Source organism: Pseudomonas sp. CBS (genome assembly GCF_024734645.1).
In the GTDB taxonomy this organism is placed as follows: Bacteria; Pseudomonadota; Gammaproteobacteria; order Pseudomonadales; family Pseudomonadaceae; genus Aquipseudomonas.
In genome coordinates this window covers 6,121,472-6,142,319 of record NZ_CP102929.1, presented here as the reverse complement: position 1 = coordinate 6,142,319, position 20,848 = coordinate 6,121,472, and the positions used below count along the sequence as shown (strand labels likewise).

General features: G+C 62.0%; 19 protein-coding genes. 4 read left to right on the top strand and 15 right to left on the bottom strand.

Going from position 1 to position 20,848, the window contains the following annotated elements:
- Window positions 1–46: 46 nt before the first annotated feature.
- Entirely contained in the window at window positions 47–3,517 is a 3,471-nt protein-coding gene (locus tag NVB75_RS28060; RefSeq protein ID WP_258344294.1) for a PAS domain-containing hybrid sensor histidine kinase/response regulator, read from the top strand.
- 102 nt (window positions 3,518–3,619) lie between these two features.
- Here the strand turns inward: NVB75_RS28060 and rmuC are convergent, their stop codons facing one another.
- On the bottom strand, window positions 3,620–4,984 hold the full coding sequence (rmuC, locus tag NVB75_RS28055; protein ID WP_177036364.1) for a DNA recombination protein RmuC: 1,365 nt from the start codon (window positions 4,982–4,984) through the stop codon (window positions 3,620–3,622).
- A gap of 175 nt (window positions 4,985–5,159) precedes the next feature.
- A complete protein-coding gene (locus tag NVB75_RS28050) occupies window positions 5,160–5,483 on the bottom strand; it encodes a sel1 repeat family protein (RefSeq protein ID WP_258344293.1) in 324 nt (107 codons plus the stop codon).
- Window positions 5,484–6,328: 845 nt separating this feature from the next.
- Here NVB75_RS28050 and NVB75_RS28045 point away from each other — a divergent pair.
- The 3 genes from NVB75_RS28045 (at window position 6,329) to NVB75_RS28035 (ending at window position 8,737) form a co-directional block, all read left to right on the top strand.
- Window positions 6,329–6,553: a hypothetical protein gene (locus NVB75_RS28045; RefSeq protein ID WP_003214941.1), complete on the top strand. Its 225-nt coding sequence runs from the start codon at window positions 6,329–6,331 to the stop codon at window positions 6,551–6,553.
- Window positions 6,554–6,818: 265 nt separating this feature from the next.
- A complete protein-coding gene (locus NVB75_RS28040; RefSeq protein ID WP_258344292.1) occupies window positions 6,819–7,301 on the top strand; it encodes a hypothetical protein in 483 nt (160 codons plus the stop codon).
- Window positions 7,302–7,447: 146 nt separating this feature from the next.
- Entirely contained in the window at window positions 7,448–8,737 is a 1,290-nt protein-coding gene (locus tag NVB75_RS28035) for an OmpP1/FadL family transporter (protein WP_258344290.1), read from the top strand.
- A 65-nt stretch (window positions 8,738–8,802) separates the two neighbouring features.
- Here NVB75_RS28035 and NVB75_RS28030 read toward each other — a convergent pair whose 3' ends face one another.
- From NVB75_RS28030 to cobO, 13 genes are all read right to left on the bottom strand, one after another.
- A complete protein-coding gene (locus NVB75_RS28030; RefSeq protein WP_258344288.1) occupies window positions 8,803–9,354 on the bottom strand; it encodes a glutathione peroxidase in 552 nt (183 codons plus the stop codon).
- A 151-nt stretch (window positions 9,355–9,505) separates the two neighbouring features.
- Window positions 9,506–10,705: an MFS transporter gene (locus tag NVB75_RS28025; RefSeq protein WP_258348761.1), complete on the bottom strand. Its 1,200-nt coding sequence runs from the start codon at window positions 10,703–10,705 to the stop codon at window positions 9,506–9,508.
- A 62-nt stretch (window positions 10,706–10,767) separates the two neighbouring features.
- Window positions 10,768–11,172 carry a MarR family winged helix-turn-helix transcriptional regulator gene (locus tag NVB75_RS28020; RefSeq protein ID WP_063032418.1) on the bottom strand — a complete coding sequence of 135 codons (405 nt, stop codon included), beginning with the start codon at window positions 11,170–11,172 and terminating at the stop codon, window positions 10,768–10,770.
- Between the two features lie 42 nt (window positions 11,173–11,214).
- Window positions 11,215–11,943, bottom strand: a complete 729-nt coding sequence (locus NVB75_RS28015) for an adenosylcobinamide-GDP ribazoletransferase (protein ID WP_063032420.1) — start codon at window positions 11,941–11,943, stop codon at window positions 11,215–11,217.
- Between the two features lie 2 nt (window positions 11,944–11,945).
- Window positions 11,946–12,521, bottom strand: a complete 576-nt coding sequence (cobC, locus tag NVB75_RS28010; RefSeq protein WP_258344287.1) for an alpha-ribazole phosphatase family protein — start codon at window positions 12,519–12,521, stop codon at window positions 11,946–11,948.
- Entirely contained in the window at window positions 12,518–13,573 is a 1,056-nt protein-coding gene (cobT, locus tag NVB75_RS28005) for a nicotinate-nucleotide--dimethylbenzimidazole phosphoribosyltransferase (protein WP_258344286.1), read from the bottom strand. Before cobT ends, cobC begins: the two co-directional genes overlap by 4 nt.
- Complete coding sequence (gene cobU / locus NVB75_RS28000; RefSeq protein WP_258344285.1) at window positions 13,570–14,091, bottom strand: bifunctional adenosylcobinamide kinase/adenosylcobinamide-phosphate guanylyltransferase; 522 nt, start codon at window positions 14,089–14,091, stop codon at window positions 13,570–13,572. Before cobU ends, cobT begins: the two co-directional genes overlap by 4 nt.
- A gap of 757 nt (window positions 14,092–14,848) precedes the next feature.
- Entirely contained in the window at window positions 14,849–16,300 is a 1,452-nt protein-coding gene (locus NVB75_RS27995; protein WP_258344284.1) for a cobyric acid synthase, read from the bottom strand.
- The gene (gene cobD, locus NVB75_RS27990; protein WP_258344283.1) at window positions 16,297–17,286 is read right to left on the bottom strand and encodes a threonine-phosphate decarboxylase CobD; all 990 of its coding nucleotides are present in this window, start codon (window positions 17,284–17,286) and stop codon (window positions 16,297–16,299) included. The genes NVB75_RS27995 and cobD overlap by 4 nt, the downstream gene beginning before the upstream one ends.
- Window positions 17,279–18,187: an adenosylcobinamide-phosphate synthase CbiB gene (gene cbiB / locus NVB75_RS27985; RefSeq protein ID WP_258344282.1), complete on the bottom strand. Its 909-nt coding sequence runs from the start codon at window positions 18,185–18,187 to the stop codon at window positions 17,279–17,281. The genes cobD and cbiB overlap by 8 nt, the downstream gene beginning before the upstream one ends.
- The gene (gene bluB, locus NVB75_RS27980; RefSeq protein ID WP_177026428.1) at window positions 18,184–18,834 is read right to left on the bottom strand and encodes a 5,6-dimethylbenzimidazole synthase; all 651 of its coding nucleotides are present in this window, start codon (window positions 18,832–18,834) and stop codon (window positions 18,184–18,186) included. Before bluB ends, cbiB begins: the two co-directional genes overlap by 4 nt.
- Window positions 18,831–20,222, bottom strand: coding sequence for a cobyrinate a,c-diamide synthase (locus NVB75_RS27975; protein WP_258344281.1), 1,392 nt, complete (start codon window positions 20,220–20,222; stop codon window positions 18,831–18,833). The genes bluB and NVB75_RS27975 overlap by 4 nt, the downstream gene beginning before the upstream one ends.
- The gene (cobO, locus tag NVB75_RS27970) at window positions 20,219–20,830 is read right to left on the bottom strand and encodes a cob(I)yrinic acid a,c-diamide adenosyltransferase (protein WP_258344280.1); all 612 of its coding nucleotides are present in this window, start codon (window positions 20,828–20,830) and stop codon (window positions 20,219–20,221) included. The genes NVB75_RS27975 and cobO overlap by 4 nt, the downstream gene beginning before the upstream one ends.
- Window positions 20,831–20,848 lie beyond the last annotated feature (18 nt).

The following is a 20,848-nucleotide window of genomic DNA, read 5'->3' as shown; positions in this document are numbered from 1 at the left end:
TCGCCCGGGCCGGGAATGCCCGGGCGTTCTTATGTCTGGAGTTCTCATGACGCTGTCCAGCGGGCTGATCGCCGCCGTTGCCCTGGCCTATATGGCCATTATGTTTGCCATCGCCTTTTACGGTGACCGTCGCCATGCGCCATTGCCGCCGCGGATGCGTGCCTGGGTGTATAGCCTGTCGCTGGCGGTGTATTGCACCAGCTGGACATTCTTTGGTGCCGTAGGCCAGGCGGCCGAACAGTTGTGGGCATTTTTACCGATCTACCTGGGGCCGGTATTGCTGCTTGTATTGGCGCCGTGGGTCCTGCAAAAGATGGTGCTGATCAGCAAACAGGAAAACATCACCTCCATCGCCGACTTTATTGCCGCCCGTTACGGCAAATCCCAATCCCTTGCCGTGGTGGTGGCGCTGATCTGTCTGGTGGGCGTGCTGCCTTATATCGCCTTGCAGCTCAAAGGCATCGTGCTGGGGGTGAACCTGCTGATCGGGGCCAGCGCCGACACCACCGGCACCCGCTCCCAGGACACGGCGCTGATTGTGTCGCTGGTGCTGGCGCTGTTCACCATCGTGTTTGGTACGCGCAACCTGGATGCCACGGAACACCACCGGGGCATGGTGCTGGCGATTGCCTTTGAATCCCTGGTCAAGCTGTTCGCGTTTCTCGCCGTCGGTGCGTTTGTGACCTACGGCCTGTACGACGGTTTTGAAGATTTGTTCAGCCAGGCGATGCTTGCGCCACGGCTGGAGGAATACTGGAAAGAGACGGTCAACTGGCCTTCGATGGTGGTGCAGACCGGCGTCGCGATGATGGCGATCATCTGCCTGCCCCGGCAGTTTCACGTCACCGTAGTGGAAAATATCGACCCCCAGGACCTGCGCCTGGCCAAGTGGGTGTTCCCGGCCTATCTGATCCTGGCCGCCCTGTTTGTGATCCCGATTGCCCTCGGCGGGAAAATGCTGCTGCCGGGCTCGGTATTGCCGGATTCCTACGTGATCAGCCTGCCATTGGCCGAAGCCCATCCGGCCCTCGCGGTGCTGGCGTTTATCGGCGGAGCTTCGGCGGCGACGGGCATGGTGATCGTCGCGAGTATCGCGCTGTCGACCATGGTCTCCAACGACATGCTGCTGCCCTGGCTGCTGCGCCGTTCCAGCGCCGAGCGGCCGTTCGAAGTGTTCCGTCACTGGATGCTGTCGGTACGCCGGGTGAGCATTGTCATCATCCTGCTGCTGGCTTATGTCAGTTACCGGTTGCTGGGATCCTCTGCGAGCCTTGCAACCATTGGCCAGATCGCGTTCGCCGCCGTGACCCAACTGGCACCGGCGATGCTCGGCGCGCTGTATTGGAAACAGGCCAACCGACGCGGGGTATTTGCCGGTTTGGCGGCGGGTACGTTCCTGTGGTTCTACACCTTGGTCCTACCGGTCACTGCGAAAAGTCTAGGCTGGTCGTTCAGCCTTTTCCCGGGCATGACGTGGCTGCATTCGCACCCGTTGGGTTTGTCCGTGACGTCTTTGACGCTGGGCACCGTATTTTCCCTGGCGGGTAACTTCACACTGTTTGTGTGGGTCTCGATGTTGTCGCGTACGCGGGTGTCGGAGCATTGGCAGGCCGGGCGTTTTATTGGCCAGGAAATCAGCCAGCGGGCCAGCGCCCGCTCGATGCTTTCGGTGCAGATCAATGATTTGCTCAGCCTCGCAGCACGGTTTGTCGGTGAAGAACGGGCCCACCAGAGTTTTGTGCGCTTCGCCTATCGCCAAGGCAAAGGCTTTAACCCTAACCAGAACGCCGACAACGATTGGATCGCCCACACCGAGCGCCTGCTGGCCGGTGTGCTCGGCGCTTCGTCGACCCGGGCGGTGGTGAAAGCCGCCATTGAAGGCCGGGAAATGCAGCTGGAGGACGTAGTACGCATCGCCGACGAAGCGTCGGAAGTACTGCAGTTCAACCGGGCACTGCTGCAAGGCGCCATCGAAAACATCACCCAGGGCATCAGCGTGGTGGACCAGTCGTTGCGGCTGGTGGCGTGGAACCGGCGCTACCTTGAACTGTTCAATTACCCCGAAGGCCTGATCAGCGTGGGCCGGCCGATTGCCGACATCATTCGCTACAACGCTGAGCGCGGGCTGTGCGGCCCGGGCGAGGCCGAAGTGCACGTGGCGCGCCGCCTGCACTGGATGCGCCAGGGCCGCGCGCATACGTCCGAGCGGCTGTTCCCCAATGGCCGGGTGATCGAGCTGATCGGCAACCCGATGCCGGGCGGCGGGTTTGTCATGAGCTTCACCGACATCACCGCCTTCCGCGAAGCCGAGCAGGCGTTGACCGAGGCCAACGAAGGCCTGGAACAGCGAGTGACCGAGCGTACCCACGAACTGTCGCAACTCAACGTCGCCCTGACCGATGCCAAGGGTGTCGCCGAGACGGCCAGCCAGTCGAAAACCCGGTTCCTCGCGGCGGTCAGTCACGACTTGATGCAGCCGTTGAACGCCGCAAGGCTGTTCTCTGCCGCCCTCTCCCACCAGAACGACGGCATGTCGCCGGACGCCCGGCAACTGGTGCAGCATCTGGACAGTTCGCTGCGCTCAGCGGAAGACCTGATCAGCGACCTGCTGGATATTTCACGCCTGGAAAACGGCAAGATCAATCCGCAGCGCCAGCCCTTCGTGCTCAATGAACTGTTCGATACGTTGGGCGCCGAGTTCAAGGCGCTGGCCCAGGAACAGGGTCTGCGCTTCCGCCTGCGGGGCAGCCGTTTGCGGGTCGACAGCGACATCAAGTTGTTGCGGCGGGTGTTGCAGAATTTCCTGACCAACGCGTTCCGGTACGCCGATGGGCCGGTTCTATTAGGTGTCCGGCGCCGTCGTGGCGAGCTGTGCCTTGAAGTGTGGGATCGCGGCCCCGGGATTCCTCAGGACAAACAGAAAGTCATCTTCGAAGAATTCAAACGCCTGGACAGTCACCAGACCCGCGCCGAGAAAGGCCTGGGCCTGGGCCTGGCGATTGCCGACGGCTTGTGCCGCGTGCTGGGGCATCGCTTGAGTGTGCGTTCATGGCCGGGCAAGGGCAGCGTGTTCAGCGTGCGCGTGCCGTTGGCGCGCAGCCAGGTCAGCGCCCCCGCCAAGCCGGTGTTGGAAAACGGCCAACCGTTGAGCGGCGCCCAGGTGCTGTGTGTGGATAACGAAGAAAGCATCCTGATCGGCATGCGCAGCTTGCTCACGCGCTGGGGCTGTGAAGTCTGGACCGCGCGCGACCAGGCGCAATGCGCCGCGCTGCTGGCTGAGGGTGTACGGCCGCAGCTGGCTCTGGTGGATTACCACCTGGACAACGGCGAAACCGGCACCGAATTGATGGGCTGGCTGCGCGCGCAACTGGCGGAGCCGATTCCGGGTGTGGTGATCAGTGCCGATGGACGGCCGGAGATGGTGGCCCAGGTGCATGCGGCCGGGTTGGATTACCTGGCCAAACCGGTGAAGCCGGCAGCATTGCGGGCCTTGTTGAGCCGGCACCTGCCGCTTTAGCCCATGTGGGAGCTGGCTTGCCTGCGATGGCATCGCCTCGGTGTATCTGGAGGACCGAGGTGTCCGCATCGCAGGCAAGCCAGCTCCTACAGAGACCGGTGACTATTCTGGCAACTGCGCCACGCCGTCTTCATCGGTCATCGCGCGTTCCAGCAGGTCGGCCGGCAGGCTTTTGCTGGCGCGGGCGCCGAGCAGTTTCAGTTGCTCGGTACGGCTCACCAGGTTGCCGCGCCCATCGGTCAGCTTGTTGCGCGCTGCGCTGTAGGCTTTGTCCAACTGCTGCAGGCGGTTGCCTACCTCGTCCAGGTCCTGGATAAACAGCACGAACTTGTCATACAGCCAACCGGCACGCTCGGCGATTTCCCGGGCGTTCTGGCTTTGCCGTTCCTGTTTCCACAGGCTGTCGATCACCCGCAAGGTCGCCAGCAGTGTGGTCGGGCTGACGATCACGATATTGCGATCGAAGGCTTCCTGGAACAGGTTCGGTTCGGCTTGGAGCGCGGCCGAAAATGCGGCTTCGATGGGCACGAACAGCAGCACGAAATCCAGGCTGTGCAGGCCTTCGAGACGTTTGTAGTCCTTGCCGGCCAGGCCTTTGACGTGGTTGCGCAATGACAGCACATGCGCCTTCAGGGCGGCCTGGCCGATCGCTTGATCGTCCTCGGCGACGTACTGTTGATAGGCCGTCAGGCTGACCTTGGAATCCACCACTACCTGCTTGTCACCCGGCAACATGATCAACACGTCAGGCTGGAAGCGTTCGCCGTCCGGGCCCTTGAGGTTGACCTGGGTCTGGTACTCGCGGCCCTTTTCCAGCCCGGCGTGTTCCAGCACTCGTTCCAGAATCAACTCACCCCAGTTGCCCTGGGTTTTCTGACCCTTGAGGGCGCGGGTCAGGTTGGTGGCTTCATCGGACAGGCGCAGGTTCAGCTGTTGCAGGCGCTCGAGTTCCTTGGCCAGGGAAAAGCGCTCGCGGGCCTCGCTCTGGTAGCTTTCTTCGACACGCTTTTCGAACGACTGGATGCGCTCCTTGAGCGGGTCGAGCAATTGGCCGAGGCGCTGCTGGCTGGTTTCGGCGAAGCGCTGTTCGCGCTCGTCAAAGATCTTGCCGGCGAGTTCAGCGAATTGCGCGCGCAGCTCGTCGCGGGAGCCTTGCAGGTCGCTGAGGCGTTGCTGATGGCTTTCCTGTTGCTCGCGCAGTTCGGCGCGCAGGGAGGCGGACAAGGCGTCCAGGCGGCGAAGCTCGGTTTCTTTGGCGGAACGGTCGAGGTTCCAGGCGTGAGCGGCGTCGCGGGCGTTGTCGCGGTCGATCTGCAGCAGTTCGACTTCGCGGCGCACCGCGGCCAAGTCAGCCTGCTTGGCGGCGTTGGCCTGGCTCAGGTCGCTGATTTCGTCGCGGCTGGCGTCCAGCTGTGCGGCGAGCCCTTCCTGGGCCAGTTGCGCGGTGGCCAGGCGCTCTTCGAGCAATTCCCAGCCGGCCATTCGCGCCGTCAGTTTTCGCTGAATCTGCCAGCACAGCCCCAACAGCGGCAATCCAGCACCGGCGAGACCCAGCGCAACACTGGTCCAGTCAAAAGCCATAGCGATTCCTGCCGTCACCCGAAAAGAAGAAGGTTAACCAAGCCTGCGCATTGAGGACAGCTCAGTCTTCGATCTGGCCCAGTTCACGCTGGGCGATGCGGTCGCCGGCGCGAGCGGCCTGGCGCAGCAGGTCGTGGCCGATGCGGCGGTCCCGGGCATTGCCGCACTCGCGGCACATCAACTGGCCCAGACGGCTTTGCGCTACCACCACGCCAGCGCGGGCGGGTTGCTTGAGCAAATGCCCGGCGAAATGCTTGACGTTGGGGCTGTGGCCCAGGCGCGGGCTGTCGAGCAACCACAAGGCCACTTTCAGGGAGAAACGCTTGGGTGCGGTAACAACCTGAGGGCTGCCGGTAACAGAAGGTGATACTGAGCGAAACTTCATAAAGCACTGTGGGACAGAACGGAAGGCGCGCCACTCTACTCTTTTTTTCGTACAGGTAAAGCTGAAAAAAACCTGCACGCCCGTTCTAGAGCAAGCGCTTGGGACAATCCACAGAACCTGTGGATAACTCAGTGGACAACCGTTATGTAACTCGCGCAAAGGCCCATGGAATGGGGGCCGCAGTCAAACTGACGATTTTTTCACCAATAAAAAAAAGCTCGATTTTTCATTGACTTAAATTTTAGTTGCAGGCACCCGGGGGCGCTTCTGGGCTTATGTCAGGACGGTGACACAGGGCGCAACCAATGTGCACAACTGCCCATCTGGCGGTTATATGCACCGCGTTTTTTGTCAGACGGCGGCTGAGGAATGTTACCGACGCACCAGGGCCAGAAAAGTTTTTGACCTAGCACACTTCCTTTCATCGGTTCAATCCGTTACTATCCGCGGCGTTAGTACCAAGCTGAAAGTCAATTCTGGTCGAACAACTCCCTCACGGCACCGCCGACAAAAAGGGATCGACCACCTCGATGGTTTCCAGGTATCACTTGCGACGACACAGCCTTTGAACAATGCAAAGGGTGTCGCGAAGTCTCAATACTCTGAAAGAACCAACCTGCAAATTGATCAGGATCTTCACCCCGGGCCCAGAACCTTTGCCCCTGTTGTGTTGCCTGCCCTCCTAAGTACCTACCTGCCAGCCCAAGCGCGCCAACTTAATAGCGCTTCAAACTGGCTGCTTTGTTCCAGTCGGGTTCTTCGTTCGATCAATGGTGATCAACGTCACTGGAACGTTTTAACGTTGCACGGTTCTTAACCGTGTCATTTGTAGGAACACCAATAATATGTCCACTCAAATCCACACTCAGGATGCCATTCGCACCCTCACCAACGCTTTTGCACCAATGAACTGCCTGATCATGGCCGCTCGCAAAGGCTGCTTCAGCTTTACCCTGGTCAACGAACACGGCATCGCTCGTCACAGCGAACGCCTGTACCCCGATCAATACTCCAGCGCAGAACCGCTGCAGGCCGTGATCGATCGTACTCGTCAGGCACTGGTTGCCTGATCGACCCGGATCGCTGAAACACAAAAACCCCGGTTAAAACCCGGGGTTTTTTATTGCCTGAAATTCAGGCGCGCTAAGTTTAAATTGATATAAACGATATAACTAAATGATAAAAATATTTTAAAAACAGTCCTTTACGTCGTAAATATGACACTACACTTCAACTCAAGCGGCTTGATCCGCTTCCGGCGAGCCTGGGATCCGATTCACTGCTGCCAAGCCCCCTCTCAGGCATCGCCGACCAATTTCATGGATTGAGGCTTTTATGGGCATCGCCGCCAGCGAATTGTGTCGTTATGTGATCCGGCCCACCCTGCTTTACCTGGGCCGTGATAACCCGACTGCTGAATCCCTGCTGCTGGGCATCGCCGCCAGCCAGTCGGCGCTCGGATCAGCCCTGCACGACCGCCGCGGCCATGGCCTCTACAGCATCACCGAACCGCGCCACCGTGCGTTGTGGGATAACTACCTGGCGCTGGACCCCGAGCGCGCCAGCCTGGTTCGCGGCCTCGCCAGCCAGCATGCCTTCCTCAGCGGGCCGCAGCTTGAGCTGACGGTCAACCTGCGTTACGCCACCGCCATCGCCTGGCTGCTGGTGGAACAGCACCGCCCTTCCCTGCCGCCAGCCGACGATGTAGTGGCGATGGCGCGTATCTGGAAAGAAATATTTCACCCTCAGGGCCGGCTTCGGGATTTCACCCAAGCCTGGCAAACCTGTGTTTCAACCATGAATCACGTCGCCTGTTGACCGGGCGATTTGCAAGATTCGGCTAAAAACGCTGATTTTGGTCGGATTGTCCTACAAAACCGCTCTATCTCCTATGTTTCAGCCTATAGCGCAAACATAAATTTATTGTTACTTTCCGCAGCGGTGATCACCACGGAGTTCTAATAATGAAAAAAGTAATGCTCAAGACGACACTTAGCCTCGCCGTTGCAATGGCCTCCTCCCACGTGTTCGCGAGCGGCTTTGCCCTCAACGAACAAGACGTTGCCGGGATGGGGACCGGTTTTGCGGGACGTTCTTCATCTGCCGAAAACGCAAGCACCGTTTATGGTAACCCTGCCGGTATGGCTCGCCTTGAAGGCCAGCAAGTTACAGGTGGTGTTGCAGCGATTGATGCCTCCACCAACATCAAAGATGTCAGTGGTCGCTCCAGCGGTAGCAACAAAGGCGACATGGTCCCTTTCACTGCCGTTCCTTTCGGTTTCTACACCAATAAACTCAATGAGCAATGGGCTGTCGGTTTCGGCGTCTATGCACCCTTTGGTCTGGTGACTGACTACGAAAGCGGCTTCCGGGGCAAAGCATTCGGCAGTAAGAGCGAAGTGAAGGTCATCGCCTTCCAGCCAACCGTCAGCTATGCCTTCAACGACCGGGTATCGATTGGTTTTGGTCCGACTATCAACCGTATCGCCGGTACGCTTGAGTCTGATATCAACCTGCCAATCGCCGGGACCGGCTCCAACAACGTCAAGATCAAGGGTGATGACACCGCACTCGGCTTCAATGCCGGCCTGCTGGTACAAGCCACTGACACCACTCGAGTGGGCCTGACCTATCACTCGAAAGTGAAGTACAAGCTCGAAGGCCACACCGAAGTGACCAAGGGGGCCAACGTTCCTGCCAGTCTCTTGAACAACGGTCGTTACGACGCTTCGTTGAAGATCGACACCCCTGAATCCTGGGACCTGTCTGTTACTCAAGACCTGAGCGACGCCTGGAAACTCTATGCGGGCGCAACATGGACTCGCTGGAGCCGCCTGAAAGACATCACCGTCAATAACGAAGGCGTATCGGCCGCCGCAGGCAGTGGTGCTCTGGCTCCGCAAATTGTCGGCACCATCAAGGAAGACCAGAACTGGCACGACACCTGGGCCTACGCCCTGGGTACTTCGTACCGCGTGACCAAGCAGGTGGTACTGCGTACCGGCCTGACGTTCGACCAGTCGCCGACCAACAACACTGATCGCTCGCCTCGCATCCCTACCGGTGACCGGACGATCTTCAGTCTCGGCCTGGGCTACGACGTCATGCCGAACATGACCGTCGACCTGGCTTACTCCTACCTCAAGGAAGAACCTGTCAAAGTTGCACGCGCTAACGCACTGGGCCAGTCCTACAACGCCAAGTACGAAAACAGCGCCAACGGTTTCGGCCTGGGTGTGACGTACAAGTTCTGATGTAAAGCGACATAAAAAAGCCCCGCTCTCTTGCAAAAGAGGCGGGGCTTTTTAGTGGGCGGTAATCAGGGTTTGGAGGCCAACGCCTCTTCCACTGCCTTGATCAGGTCCGGACTATCCGGTTTGGTCAGGCTGGAGAAATTGGCGATCACCTTACCCTGGCGGTCCACCACGTACTTGTAGAAATTCCACTTCGGCGCGCTGCTCTGCTGCGCCAGAATCTTGAACAGATGCACCGCGTCCGGGCCTCTGACCTTCTGTGGATCGGTCATGGTGAAGGTCACGCCGTAGTTCACATAACAGACTTTGGCCGTTTCCTCCCCGGTCTTGGCTTCCTGCTTGAAGTCATCGGACGGCACGCCAATCACTTCCAGCCCCTGGCCCTTATAGCGCTGGTACAAGGCCTCAAGCCCTTTGAACTGCGGCGCAAACCCACAGAAGCTGGCGGTGTTGACGATCACCAGCGGCTTGCCGGCGAAGCGCTGGCACAGGTCGATGGATTCCTTGGCGCGCAGCTTGGGCAGTTGGCCTTCAAGCAACGGCGGGCAATCGGCGGCCATGGCGACGCCGCCAAAAGCCACCATCAGAGCGGGTACTGCAAGCCAGCGCATCTGCATGTCAGGTGTCCTTGAAAAAGTCTCAGACACAGAACTTAACAGATCGCCATGCCCAACTGCATCAATGCCAGGCCGCCCTGTTGCCAGCCCCACCACGCCAACAGCAGCAGAACTGCTGCTCCTGCTGCGCCGAGCCAATGCCAGGTCGAATTCATGCCACCCCCATTTGCGCCTGCAAACGTGCCACCGGGCGCTCGCGCACCGGCCAGTTCAGGGCCGCCGCCACCAGGCTCAGGACGATTGCCACCTGCCAGATCAAATCGTAACTACCGGTTCGATCATAGACCACCCCGCCCAACCAGCCGCCGAGGAACGAGCCCAGTTGGTGGAACAGGAACACGATCCCACCGAGCATGGAAAGGTTTCTGACACCAAACAAGGTCGCGACGGTGCCGTTGGTCAGCGGCACCGTGGACAACCACAGGAAGCCCATCGCCATGCCAAACAGGTAGGCGCTGGTTTGCGTCACCGGCGCCCACAGGAAGATCACAATCACCACCGCCCGCAGCAGGTACAACCCCGTCAACAAGCGTGGCTTGGACATACGCCCGCCGAGCCATCCCGCCGTATACGTGCCGAAGATATTAAACAGGCCGATCAATGCCAGCACCGTGGTACCCACAGAAGCCGGCAAGTGCTGGTCCACCAGGTACGACGGCAAGTGCACGCCGATAAACACCACCTGGAAACCGCAGACAAAAAAACCGAACGCCAACAGCCAGAATCCTGAATGGGAGCAGGCTTCGCTCAAGGCCTCACGCAGGGTCTGTTGACCGGCTACCGCGGGCAGCGGACGGTCCTTGAGCATGGTTACCAACGGCACGATCAGCGCCACCATCACACCCAGCACCAGCAGCGCGGCGGACCAGCCGAGCCAGCCGATCAAACCGAGGGTGCCTGGCAACATGGCGAACTGGCCGAAGGAGCCGGCGGCGCTGGCGATACCCATGGCCATGCTGCGTTTTTCCGGCGCCACGGCGCGCCCTACCACGCCAAGGATCACCGAGAACGAGGTGCCCGACAGACCAATACCGATCAGCAATCCGGCACTCAGGGACAGCGACCACGCCGAATCCGACAAGCCCATGAACACCAGGCCCAGGGCATACAGCACACCACCGATCATCACCACCTTGGCAGCGCCGAAGCGGTCGGCCAAGGCGCCGGTAAATGGCTGCGCCAGGCCCCAGATCAGGTTTTGCAAGGCAATGGCAAAGGCAAAGGTTTCACGGCCCCAGCCGAACTCGGCACTCATGGGCGCCAGGAACAGGCCAAAGCCGTGCCGCACCCCCAAGGACAACGCGAGGATCAGCGCACTCCCCACAAGAATCCAGCCGCTGGTGCGCCACATCGAGGTCATTTCTTATTCTCCGGTCGCGGGTATATACCCGCTTGTCATCGAACAAACTCGCGTCAAGCGAGTTCATCCAGCAAGGCCAACAGGGTTTCGCGCTTTTCGGCGCCCAACTTATCAATCAATTTCTGCTGTGCCGCTTCCCAGGCCGGCAATGCCGCCGCCAGCCGTTCGTTACCTGCCTCGGTGAGCAGAACCAGGCGGTTGCGCAGGTCATCGCCCTCCACCAGTTGCACCAGGCCCTCGCCCTCCAGCACCCGCAGGTTACGCCCCAGCGTGCTGCGATCCAGGCCCATGGCGTCGGCCAGGCTGGAGATGCTCGGTTGATCGAGGCGCTGCAGATTACACAGCAAAGAATACTGGGCAACGTTGATCCCGAAGCCGTCGAGAGCGCCGTCGTAATGTCTGCTGACGCCACGAGCGGCGCGACGCAGGTTAGTGCATAAACATTGGGAGGCAAGCATAGAGCGTGTATATACCCGGGATTAATGAAATGCAAGAAACTGTTACAGCGCCAGACCGACCAACACAGCCACTTCCAGCAACTCCAACAGCGCGCCGGCGGTGTCGCCGGTGGTGCCACCGAGGCGATTGACCATCAGCTGGCGCAAGCCGATAAAGCAAAGGGCCGCCAGCAACACCGCAATCCCGCCGCTGAAACCGCCGATCAGGATACACGCCAGACCGCTGAGGATCAGCACCTGTTGGCCGACGATGCGCGGCAAATGATCCGCCAAGGCCTGCCCCAACCCTCCGGCGCGCACATAGCGGGTGGTGAGAAACAGCGCCAGCATCGAAGCTCGGCCAATCAGCGGTGCGAGGATCAGCGCGGCGCCGTTGTGCTGCTCGATCAACGCCACCAGAGCGGTGAACTTGAGCAGCAGCACCAGGCCCAGGGTGACCACCGCAATCGGCCCGCTGCGCGGGTCTTTCATGATGGTCAGGGTGCGCTCGCGGTCGCCGAAGCCACCGAGCCAGGCGTCGGCGCTGTCGGCCAGGCCGTCCAGATGCAAGCCGCCGCTGAGCAACACCCACGCAGTCAACAACAACGCGGCGTGCAGCAGCAATGGCGCGCCCATCAATACGGCGTTCAAGCCCCACAGCAGCAGCCCGAACAGCAGCCCCACCAGCGGATAAAACAGCAACGAACGCCCCAGTTCCTGGGGCTGCGGCATACCCGGCAAGCGAATCGGCAGGCTGCTGAGAAACTGCAAGGCGATCCAGAACGGCAACATACTCAGATTCCTTCCCTTAATACGCCATCAGCCTCGACCTGCAGGCTGAACAGGCCACCGTGGCCGACTTCGACATTCAGCAGTTGCTCACGAGGCAAGCCACGCGCCTGGGCCAATAGCAAACGCATGACTCCGCCGTGGCTGATCAGCAGCACTCGCTGGCCGTCATAGGCTTGATGCAAGCGCGCGACAGCCCCCAATACGCGCGCGGAGAACTGCGAAACCGGCTCGCCCTGGGGCGGCGTGAAACGGTAGGGATCAGCCCAGAACAGGCCCAGCGCGTCGGCATCGGTTTCCATCAGGGCAGCGGCGCTCTGCCCTTCCCAGGCGCCGAAGTGTAGCTCCTGCAGGTCTTTTTCCAGGGTGACCGTCAGGTTCAGGCGCGCGCCCAGCTCATCAGCAAACCGTGCGCAACGTTGCAGCGGCGAGCTGACCAGTCGGTCCCACGGGCCCTGCTCCACCACCGCCCCACGCATCTGCTTCCAGCCCTTGGCCGTGAGCGCATCGTCCAGGCTGCCGCGCAAGCCGCCGCCCAGTTCGGTTTCGCCGTGGCGCAGCAGGTCCAGGTGCAAGGTCATGCCGGGCGATCCGCCACGGCCGCTTCGGCGAAGGTCGCCATTTGCCCGTGCAGCGCGCAGGCCAGGCGCAGCAACGGCACGGCCAGCGCGGCACCGCTGCCTTCGCCCAGGCGCAGGCCGAGCTCCAGCAGTGGTTCGGCATTGAGGCTTTGCAGCACGTGACGATGGCCGGGCTCAGCACCGCGATGGCCGAACAGCAACCATTCACGGCAGCCGGGATTCAGGCGCGTGGCGACCAGCGCGGCGACCGTGCAGATAAAGCCGTCCACCAGCACCACGACCCCTTCTTGAGCACAGGCCAGGTAGGCGCCGACCAGCGCGGCAATTTCAAAGCCGCCGAGGTTGAACAGGGTTTTCAGGGCGTCACCACGGTCGCCTGCGTGCAGTGCCAGGGCGCGCTGGATGACGGCGACTTTGTGGCTGACACCCTGGGCGTTCAAGCCGGTACCGGGGCCGGTCAGGTCACTGACCTGGCAGTCCAGCAGCGCGCAGGCCAGGGCACTGGCGGCGGTGGTGTTGCCGATGCCCATTTCGCCGCCGATAAACAGTTGCGCGCCGCTCGCGGTGGCGCGGAGCGCGCTGTCGCGGCCGGCTTGCAGGGCCAGGCGGCCCTGGGCTTCGGTCATGGCCGGGCCATTGACGAAGTTGGCGGTGCCGGCGCCGAGGTTGAGGTGGCGTACGCCGGGCAGGCTCAAGGTGGGGGTGATGGTGCCCAGGTCGACTACCTCCAGTTTTGCGTCCAGTTGGCGCGCAAGTACGCTGATGGCGGCGCCGCCGGTGACGAAGTTGTGGAGCATCTGGCCGGTGACTTCCTGGGGGAAGGCGGAGACACCTTCGGCGACTACACCGTGGTCGCCGGCGAAGATCGCGATCCACAGGTGGTCGACGCTGGGTTTGACCTGGCCCTGGAGGCCGGCCAGTTGGACGGCCACGGCTTCCAGTTGGCCGAGGGAGCCGGCGGGCTTGGTCAGTTGCTGCTGGCGGGCCAGGGCTTGTTCGTGGGCTTGGGTGTCGATCGTTTTGCAGGGGTTGAGCCACCAGGTGTCGGTCATAACGCAGTACCTTTTAAAGTCAGGGGCAGGCCGGCGACGGTCAGGACAACGCGCTGACAACGTTCGGCCAAGGCTTGATGCAGCCATCCGGCTTCATCGACATAGCGGCGAGTCAATTCGCCCAGCGGGACGACACCCAGTCCGGTCTCGTTGCTGACAAAAATGATTTCTCCTGGGAGGGTGGCCAGGGTGTGTAGCAAGGCCTCGCGCTCGTACTTGAGACGGTCGGGGTCTTCGAGCATCAGTAGGTTGGTGAGCCATAAGGTGAGGCAGTCGATCAGCAGGCAATGGTTCGGGGTGGCGTTTTCCTTGAGGACACGGGCCAGTTCGACGGGCTCTTCGATCAGGCCCCATTCGGATGGGCGGCGCTCGCGGTGGTGGGCGACGCGTGCGGTCATTTCGCCGTCCAGGGGTTGGCTGGTCGCTATGTAGGTGACGCTTAGGCCGCTGTCGGTGGCGAGTTTTTCAGCCAGGCGGCTTTTGCCGGAGCGGGCGCCGCCGAGGATCAACTGGAGCATGGGGTGTGCCTGTTTTTGACTGTGTGTATATCCGTTATTTTTGTAACGGCGACTATGGGTTCCGCTCTTACAGCGGCTCACTTTTGAAAAGCGCAAAAGTAAGCAAAACGCTCTTGCCCCACCACTCGGCTCCTCGCCTAGGCTCGGAGTGCCCTCACTCCGGCTTTGGACCGTGGGCCGCCGTCATGGGCCATCCTTGGCCCAGGACGGCTAACCCGGCGTCCTGCCGGGTTACCCACGCTCCAAAGCCTGCGTTCGGCCAGCGTGGTTTAACGGGGCGCCTAAGATCAAAATCAAGATCAAAAGCAAGAGCACAGCGGCCTACCGGCCGGCTTGAGTGTTAAAAGCAAAATCAAAATCTAAAGCGGGCACGGTCCAAATGTGGGAGCGGGCTTGCTCGCGAAGGTCGTTAACGATGACGCGGGCATCCTGATTCAACGCGGCGCCCTCAGGTTTTTCGCGAGCAAGCCCGCTCCCACAGAAAAGCAGAGCCACACCGCCCGTAGCAGCTGTCGAGCGCCAGCGAGGCTGCGTGCTTTTGATCTTGATCTGCGGGCCCCATTAACCACGATGGCCGTGCCGGAGTGCGGGTATGCCGAGCCTGGGCGAGGCACCGAGTGGTGGGGCAAAGACCTTTTGGTTACTTTTGGCTGGGCCGGCATTCCGGGCGTTTGCCAAAAGTGACCCGCTGTAAGAGCGGAACCACAAGCCGCCGTTACCGCAGCAACGGATATGTACACGGTCCATTACAACCAACTCAAACCCCACACAACGAACGCAGCAACCCGGTATCCAGATGCTGCTCTACCAAATCCGCCAACCGCTCAATATCCCGCTCCCGCAACCCGTGATAATCCACCTCTTGCACATCTTCCAACCCGGCCCAACGCAACAAAGCACTACAGGCCGCCGGAGCCTCAAACACCCCATGCAAATAGGTCCCAAGAACCTGCCCATCCTCACTCTGCGCCCCATCCCGACGCCCATCGTCCAACTGCACCGCAGCCCGCACCAAACCAGCGCCACTGGTTACGCCCGCGTGGATCTCATACCCACTCACCTCGGCATCCTCCAGCAACAACCGCCCGCGCACATTACGCAGCTGCTTCTCCTCCTCCAGGGTCGTACTGAGCGCCAACAACCCCAACCCCGCACTCGACCCGCGAGGCCCTTCCAGCCCCAGCGGGTCATGCACCTGCTCCCCGAGCATCTGCAACCCACCACAAATCCCCAACACCTTCCCGCCATAACGCAGGTGCCGCGCCACCGCCGTGTCCCACCCATTGGCCCGCAAATACGCCAAATCACTGCGCACACTCTTCGAGCCCGGCAAAATAATCAGGTCCGCCGCAGGAATCGCCTGCCCCGGCCCCACAAACTGCAAATCCACCTGCGGATGCAACCGCAACGGATCAAAATCCGTGTGATTACTGATCCGCGGCAACACCGGCACCACCACCTTGAGCACCTGCGCCGCCTTGTCGATCTGGCGCTGGTCGATACCGTCCTCCGCCTCCAGATGCAGGTCCATCACATACGGCAACACCCCCACCACCGGCTTGCCGGTACGCGCTTCCAGCCAATCCAGCCCCGGCTGCAACAGCGCAATATCCCCGCGAAACCGGTTGATGATGAAGCCTTTGACCCGCGCTTGTTCGGTGGGCGACAACAATTCCAGCGTGCCCACCAGGTGCGCAAACACCCCGCCGCGATTGATGTCGGCAATCAGCAGCACCGGGCAGTCCACCGCTTCGGCGAAGCCCATGTTGGCAATGTCGTTCGCCCGCAGATTGATCTCGGCCGGCGAACCTGCACCCTCGACCATCACCACCGGGTACGCCGCACTCAACCGCGCATGGGAGGCCAGCACCGCTTGCATCGCGATGGCTTTGTAATCGTGATAAGCCACGGCATTCATGGTGGTCACGGCGCGCCCGTGGATGATCACTTGGGAGCCCGTGTCGCTGTTGGGTTTGAGCAGCACCGGGTTCATGTCGGTGTGGGGCGCCAGGTTCGCGGCCTGGGCCTGCACCGCCTGGGCTCGGCCGATTTCGCCGCCTTCGGCAGTCACGGCGCTGTTGAGTGCCATGTTCTGGGGTTTGAAGGGCACCACCGGGATGCCCTGGCGCACCAGCCAGCGACACAGCGCGGTCACCAACGTGCTTTTGCCCGCGTCGGATGTGGTGCCCTGCACCATCAAGGTACTCATGAGGCTTCCCTGTAGGCGCTCAGCGCCTGTTCCAGCCGTAACCAGTCGGCCTCGGTATCCGGCAGGCCGAAACGCAAGCTGCTGTTGTCGACAAACAGGCGCAGCAAAATACCGCGCTGGGCCATGAATTCATGCAGCTGCTCTGCCCGGTCCGTGATCATCCACTGGAACAACCCGCAGCCACCCTGAGGTCGCAAGCCATGGCGTTCAAGTACGTCAAACAGACGCTGGCTGGCCGACTCGCAACGCAACCGCTGTTGCGCATGGCCGACGGTATCGCGCAGGCACACTTGCCCAAGCACCCGCGTCGGCCCGCTGACGGCCCAAGGCCCCACCTGTTCGGCGAGCAGCTTGAGCAGCTGGCGCTCGGCCAGCACAAACCCTAGCCGCACGCCGGCCAGGCCGAAGAATTTGCCAAAGGAGCGCAGCACAATCAGGCCAACTTGATGGGCTTGGCTCGCCAGGCTCAGTTGCGGGGTGATGTCCATGAACGCTTCGTCCACCACCAGCCAGCCGCCACGCTGGGCCAACCGAGCATGCCAGTCCAGCAGGCGTTGCGGCGGCAGGCTCAGGCCGGTGGGGTTGTTGGGGTTGACCACCACCAATACGTCGAGGCCGTCGAGGAAGAAGTCGACTTCCTGCTCCAGTACTTCGCGCACGATATAGCCGGCGCGACGCCAGGCTTCAGCATGCTCGGCGTAGCACGGCGACAGCACACCGACCTTGCCCGCCCGGCGCAGCCGCGGCAGTAACTGGATTGCGGCCTGGGAACCGGCCACCGGCAGTACATGGGGGGCGCCGTAATATTCGCAGGCGGCCTGTTCCAGGCCGTCATCGGTTTCAGGCAGGCGCGCCCAGGCCCGCAGCGGGATGTCCGGGATCGGAAACGGCCATGGCGCCAGGCCACTGGACAGGTCCAGCCAATCGCCCTCTGCAATCCCGTATTGCAACGCCGCCTTGCGCAAGCGGCCACCGTGCTCAAGCATAAAATTCAGCCCCCACACACAGGATCAGCAACCAAAGCCACACGCCGCGTTGCACCAGTTGCCAGCCACGCTCGATGGAATCCGCATCCGCGGGCGGGCCTTCGCCCAGTTGCGGGCGCTGGTGCAGCTCGCCGTGATAAATCGCCGCGCCACCCAGCTCCACGCCAAGGGCGCCAGCGCCTGCCGCCATCACCGGGCCGGCGTTGGGGCTGTCCCAGGTCGGGCCCTGAGTGCGCCAGCATTTGAGGGCCAGGCGGGTTTTGCCCAGCAGCGCGTAGGTCAACGCCACCAGGCGCGCCGGAATGTAGTTGAGCACGTCGTCGATCTTTGCTGCGGCCCAGCCGAAACGCTCAAAGCGTTCATTGCGATAGCCCCACATGGCATCCAGGGTGTTGCTCAGTCGATAGAGCACCACGCCGGGCACGCCAGCGACCACAAACCAGAACAGTGCAGCGAACACCGCATCGCTGCCGTTTTCCAGCACCGATTCGGTGGCCGCGCGGGCCACTTCCGTTTGGTCCAGTTCGCTGGTCTGGCGGCTTACCAGGTAGCTGACACGCTTACGGGCCTCGTCCAGGTCATCGCTGCGCAGCGCCTGCGCGACCGGCAGCACGTGTTCACCGAGGCTGCGCATGCCCAGGGCGCAGTACAGCGCGAGGATTTCCAATACCCAGCCGATATACGGCGCCCACGACAGGGCCGTGGCCAGCAGCGTCAGCGGCACCACTGCGATCACCCACGCGGTGACGCCATGACTGCGCCAGCCACGGCCGCCGGAGTTGAAACGCTGCTCGATACGCTCGGCAAAATTGCCGAACGCTACCAGCGGATGCCAGCGCCTGGGCTCGCCCAGCAGCGCATCCAGCGCCACCGCAGCGACACTCAGCAAGGCCACACTCATTGACTCACTCCCCAAACATTCTCGTACAACATGTCACTCAGTGGCCGTGGTTCGGTCCAGCCTTCGAGCTGCAACATCGGTGCCGGGTAGAACTCGGTCACCGGGCCCAGGCACAACACGGCCAGCGGCTTGGCGCCGGGCGGCAGGCCCAGCAGGTCGGCCAGGGCCTGGGGCTCGAACAACGAGACCCAGCCCATGCCCAGCCCTTCGACGCGGGCGGCCAGCCATAGATTCTGGATCGCGCAGGACAACGACGCCATGTCCATTTCCGGCAAGGTACGGCGCCCGAAGATATGCCGTTCGCGATCGTCCATCAACGCCGCCACCAGTACTTCGGCACAGTCGTTGATGCCTTCGACCTTGAGCTTCATAAACTGGTCGGAGCGCTCGCCAAGGGCTTCGGCGGTGCGTACGCGTTCTTCTTCCACTAGCTGCTGGATCTGGCCGCGCAGGTTGCGGTCGCTGATGCGGATAAAACGCCAGGGCTGCATCAAGCCGACGCTCGGCGCCTGGTGGGCGGCTTGCAGCAGGCGGTGGAGCAATTCAGGCGCGACGGTGCCACCGCTGAAGTGGCGCATGTCACGGCGTTCGGCGATGGCGCGGTAGACGGCTTCGCGGTCGGCTTCCGGAAAGGCGTTGTCCGTCATGGCCTCATCGCGGGCAAGCCCGCTCCCACCGTAGATTGCGTTTCAACTCGGTCAAGTGTGGGAGCTGGCTTGCCTGCGATGGCGGTCTCAAGGCTTGGCGCAAACAGGGCAGCCACCGCTGTCGGGTTGGACGGGAAGTAAAAGTGCACGTAGGAAGCCGTCATCCGGCCCTGACGATAAACCGCCTCGGCGCCGCGCCCGCCATTCGGGCTCAGGCCCCGGGCAATCGGCTGCCATTCTGTGCTGGTCAACGAGTGATGATAAGTGTGGCCACGCAGCAGGCCTTCGGGCAGTTCGACGTTTTGCAGGGCCAGCGCCGCCAGACGTTTCTGCATCACGGCATCACCCTGGAGCAGGCCCACCAGTTCGGCACGGGTGCCGTCGACATCGGTGAGCGAGTCCAGCAGATAGAGCATGCCGCCGCATTCGGCCAGCAGCGGCTTGCCGGCAGCGTGATGGGCGCGAATGGCGGCCAGCATCGGGGTATTTTCCGACAGCGCCTGGTGATGCAGTTCCGGGTAACCGCCCGGCAGGTAGAGGCTGTCAGCGTCGGGCAACGCGCGGTCGCGAATCGGCGAGAAGAAGCACAGCTCGGCGCCCATCGCCCGCAGCAGGTCGAGGCTGGCACCGTAGGTAAAGGCGAAGGCTTCGTCGCGGGCCACGGCAATGCGCACACCGGCCAGCAACGGTTGGGTCTCGATCAACTCGGGTGCGGCGAATTCCACCGGCGGTGGCAGCGCTACCTCGCAACTGCTGCCCAAGGCCTGGGCGGCGGCGTCGAGTCGTAGATCAAGGTCGTTCAATTCGCTGGCCTGCACCAGGCCAAGGTGGCGGCTGGGCAACTCGATACCGGTTTCCCGGGACAGCGCGCCGTACCAGCGCAGGCCTTCGGTAAGGCTGCCTTCGAGCAATTGCGCGTGGCGCAGTGTGCCGACGCGGTTAGCCAGCACACCGGCGAACGGCAGGTCCGGCTGGTAACGCGCCAGGCCCAATGCCAGGGCGCCGAAGGTCTGGGCCATGGCCGTGCCGTCGATCACCGCCAGTACCGGCACGCCAAAGTGCCGCGCAAGGTCGGCGCTGGACGGCGTGCCGTCGAACAAGCCCATCACGCCTTCGATCAGGATCAGGTCGGCTTCCCCCGCCGCTTCCCACAGCAACCGGCGACTTTCCTGCTCGCCCACCATCCACATGTCCAACTGATAGACCGGCGCACCACTGGCGCGCTCGTGGATCATCGGGTCGAGAAAGTCCGGGCCGCATTTGAACACCCGCACCTTGCGCCCCAGGTTGCGGTGCAAACGGGCCAGCGCGGCGGTGACGGTGGTTTTGCCCTGGCCGGACGCCGGTGCGGCGATCAGCACAGCAGGACAGTGACGGGGCTGGTTCAAAGTTCGATGCCTTTCTGCGCCTTGATACCGGCCTGGAAGGCGTGCTTGAGCATGCCCATTTCAGTCACGGTGTCGGCCATTTCGATCAATTCGGGTTTGGCGCCTCGGCCAGTCACCAGCACGTGCTGCATCGGCGGGCGGGCTTGCAGGTCGCCGAGTACCTGGTCCAGGTCGAGGTAGCCGTGCTTGAGGGCGATGTTCAGCTCGTCCAGCACCACCAGGCCGATGGCCGGGTTCTGCAGCATTTCCCGGGAGACCGCCCAGGCGGCTTCGGCGGCCACGATGTCGCGCGCACGGTCCTGGGTTTCCCAGGTAAAACCTTCGCCCATCACGTGGAAGCGCACCTGCTCGGGGAAACGCCGGAAGAACAGTTCTTCGCCGGTGCTATTACGGCCCTTGATGAACTGCACCACGCCGCATTGCATGCCGTGGCCCATGGCTCGCGCCAGCATGCCAAAGGCAGAACTGCTCTTGCCTTTGCCGTTGCCGGTGAGCACCAGCAGCAACCCGCACTCGTTCGGTGAGTTGGCAATGCGCTCATCAATCACGGCTTTTTTGCGCAGCATGCGCGCCAGGTGGCGTTCGTCACGATCGGGGGATTCAGTCATGGCAGCTCTCCGTTGGGG

Bases quoted from the DNA above. Each gene is read 5' to 3' on its own strand.
- NVB75_RS28060 (WP_258344294.1), top strand. From the start codon at position 47: ATGACGCTGTCCAGCGGGCTGATCGCCGCCGTTGCCCTGGCCTATATG.
- NVB75_RS28050 (WP_258344293.1), bottom strand. From the start codon at position 5,483: ATGAAGTTTCGCTCAGTATCACCTTCTGTTACCGGCAGCCCTCAGGTT.
- NVB75_RS28045 (WP_003214941.1), top strand. From the start codon at position 6,329: ATGTCCACTCAAATCCACACTCAGGATGCCATTCGCACCCTCACCAAC.
- NVB75_RS28040 (WP_258344292.1), top strand. From the start codon at position 6,819: ATGGGCATCGCCGCCAGCGAATTGTGTCGTTATGTGATCCGGCCCACC.
- NVB75_RS28035 (WP_258344290.1), top strand. From the start codon at position 7,448: ATGAAAAAAGTAATGCTCAAGACGACACTTAGCCTCGCCGTTGCAATG.
- NVB75_RS28030 (WP_258344288.1), bottom strand. From the start codon at position 9,354: ATGCAGATGCGCTGGCTTGCAGTACCCGCTCTGATGGTGGCTTTTGGC.
- NVB75_RS28025 (WP_258348761.1), bottom strand. From the start codon at position 10,705: ATGTGGCGCACCAGCGGCTGGATTCTTGTGGGGAGTGCGCTGATCCTC.
- NVB75_RS28020 (WP_063032418.1), bottom strand. From the start codon at position 11,172: ATGCTTGCCTCCCAATGTTTATGCACTAACCTGCGTCGCGCCGCTCGT.
- NVB75_RS28015 (WP_063032420.1), bottom strand. From the start codon at position 11,943: ATGTTGCCGTTCTGGATCGCCTTGCAGTTTCTCAGCAGCCTGCCGATT.
- cobC (WP_258344287.1), bottom strand. From the start codon at position 12,521: ATGACCTTGCACCTGGACCTGCTGCGCCACGGCGAAACCGAACTGGGC.
- cobT (WP_258344286.1), bottom strand. From the start codon at position 13,573: ATGACCGACACCTGGTGGCTCAACCCCTGCAAAACGATCGACACCCAA.
- cobU (WP_258344285.1), bottom strand. From the start codon at position 14,091: ATGCTCCAGTTGATCCTCGGCGGCGCCCGCTCCGGCAAAAGCCGCCTG.
- NVB75_RS27995 (WP_258344284.1), bottom strand. From the start codon at position 16,300: ATGAGTACCTTGATGGTGCAGGGCACCACATCCGACGCGGGCAAAAGC.
- cobD (WP_258344283.1), bottom strand. From the start codon at position 17,286: ATGCTTGAGCACGGTGGCCGCTTGCGCAAGGCGGCGTTGCAATACGGG.
- cbiB (WP_258344282.1), bottom strand. From the start codon at position 18,187: ATGAGTGTGGCCTTGCTGAGTGTCGCTGCGGTGGCGCTGGATGCGCTG.
- bluB (WP_177026428.1), bottom strand. From the start codon at position 18,834: ATGACGGACAACGCCTTTCCGGAAGCCGACCGCGAAGCCGTCTACCGC.
- cobO (WP_258344280.1), bottom strand. From the start codon at position 20,830: ATGACTGAATCCCCCGATCGTGACGAACGCCACCTGGCGCGCATGCTG.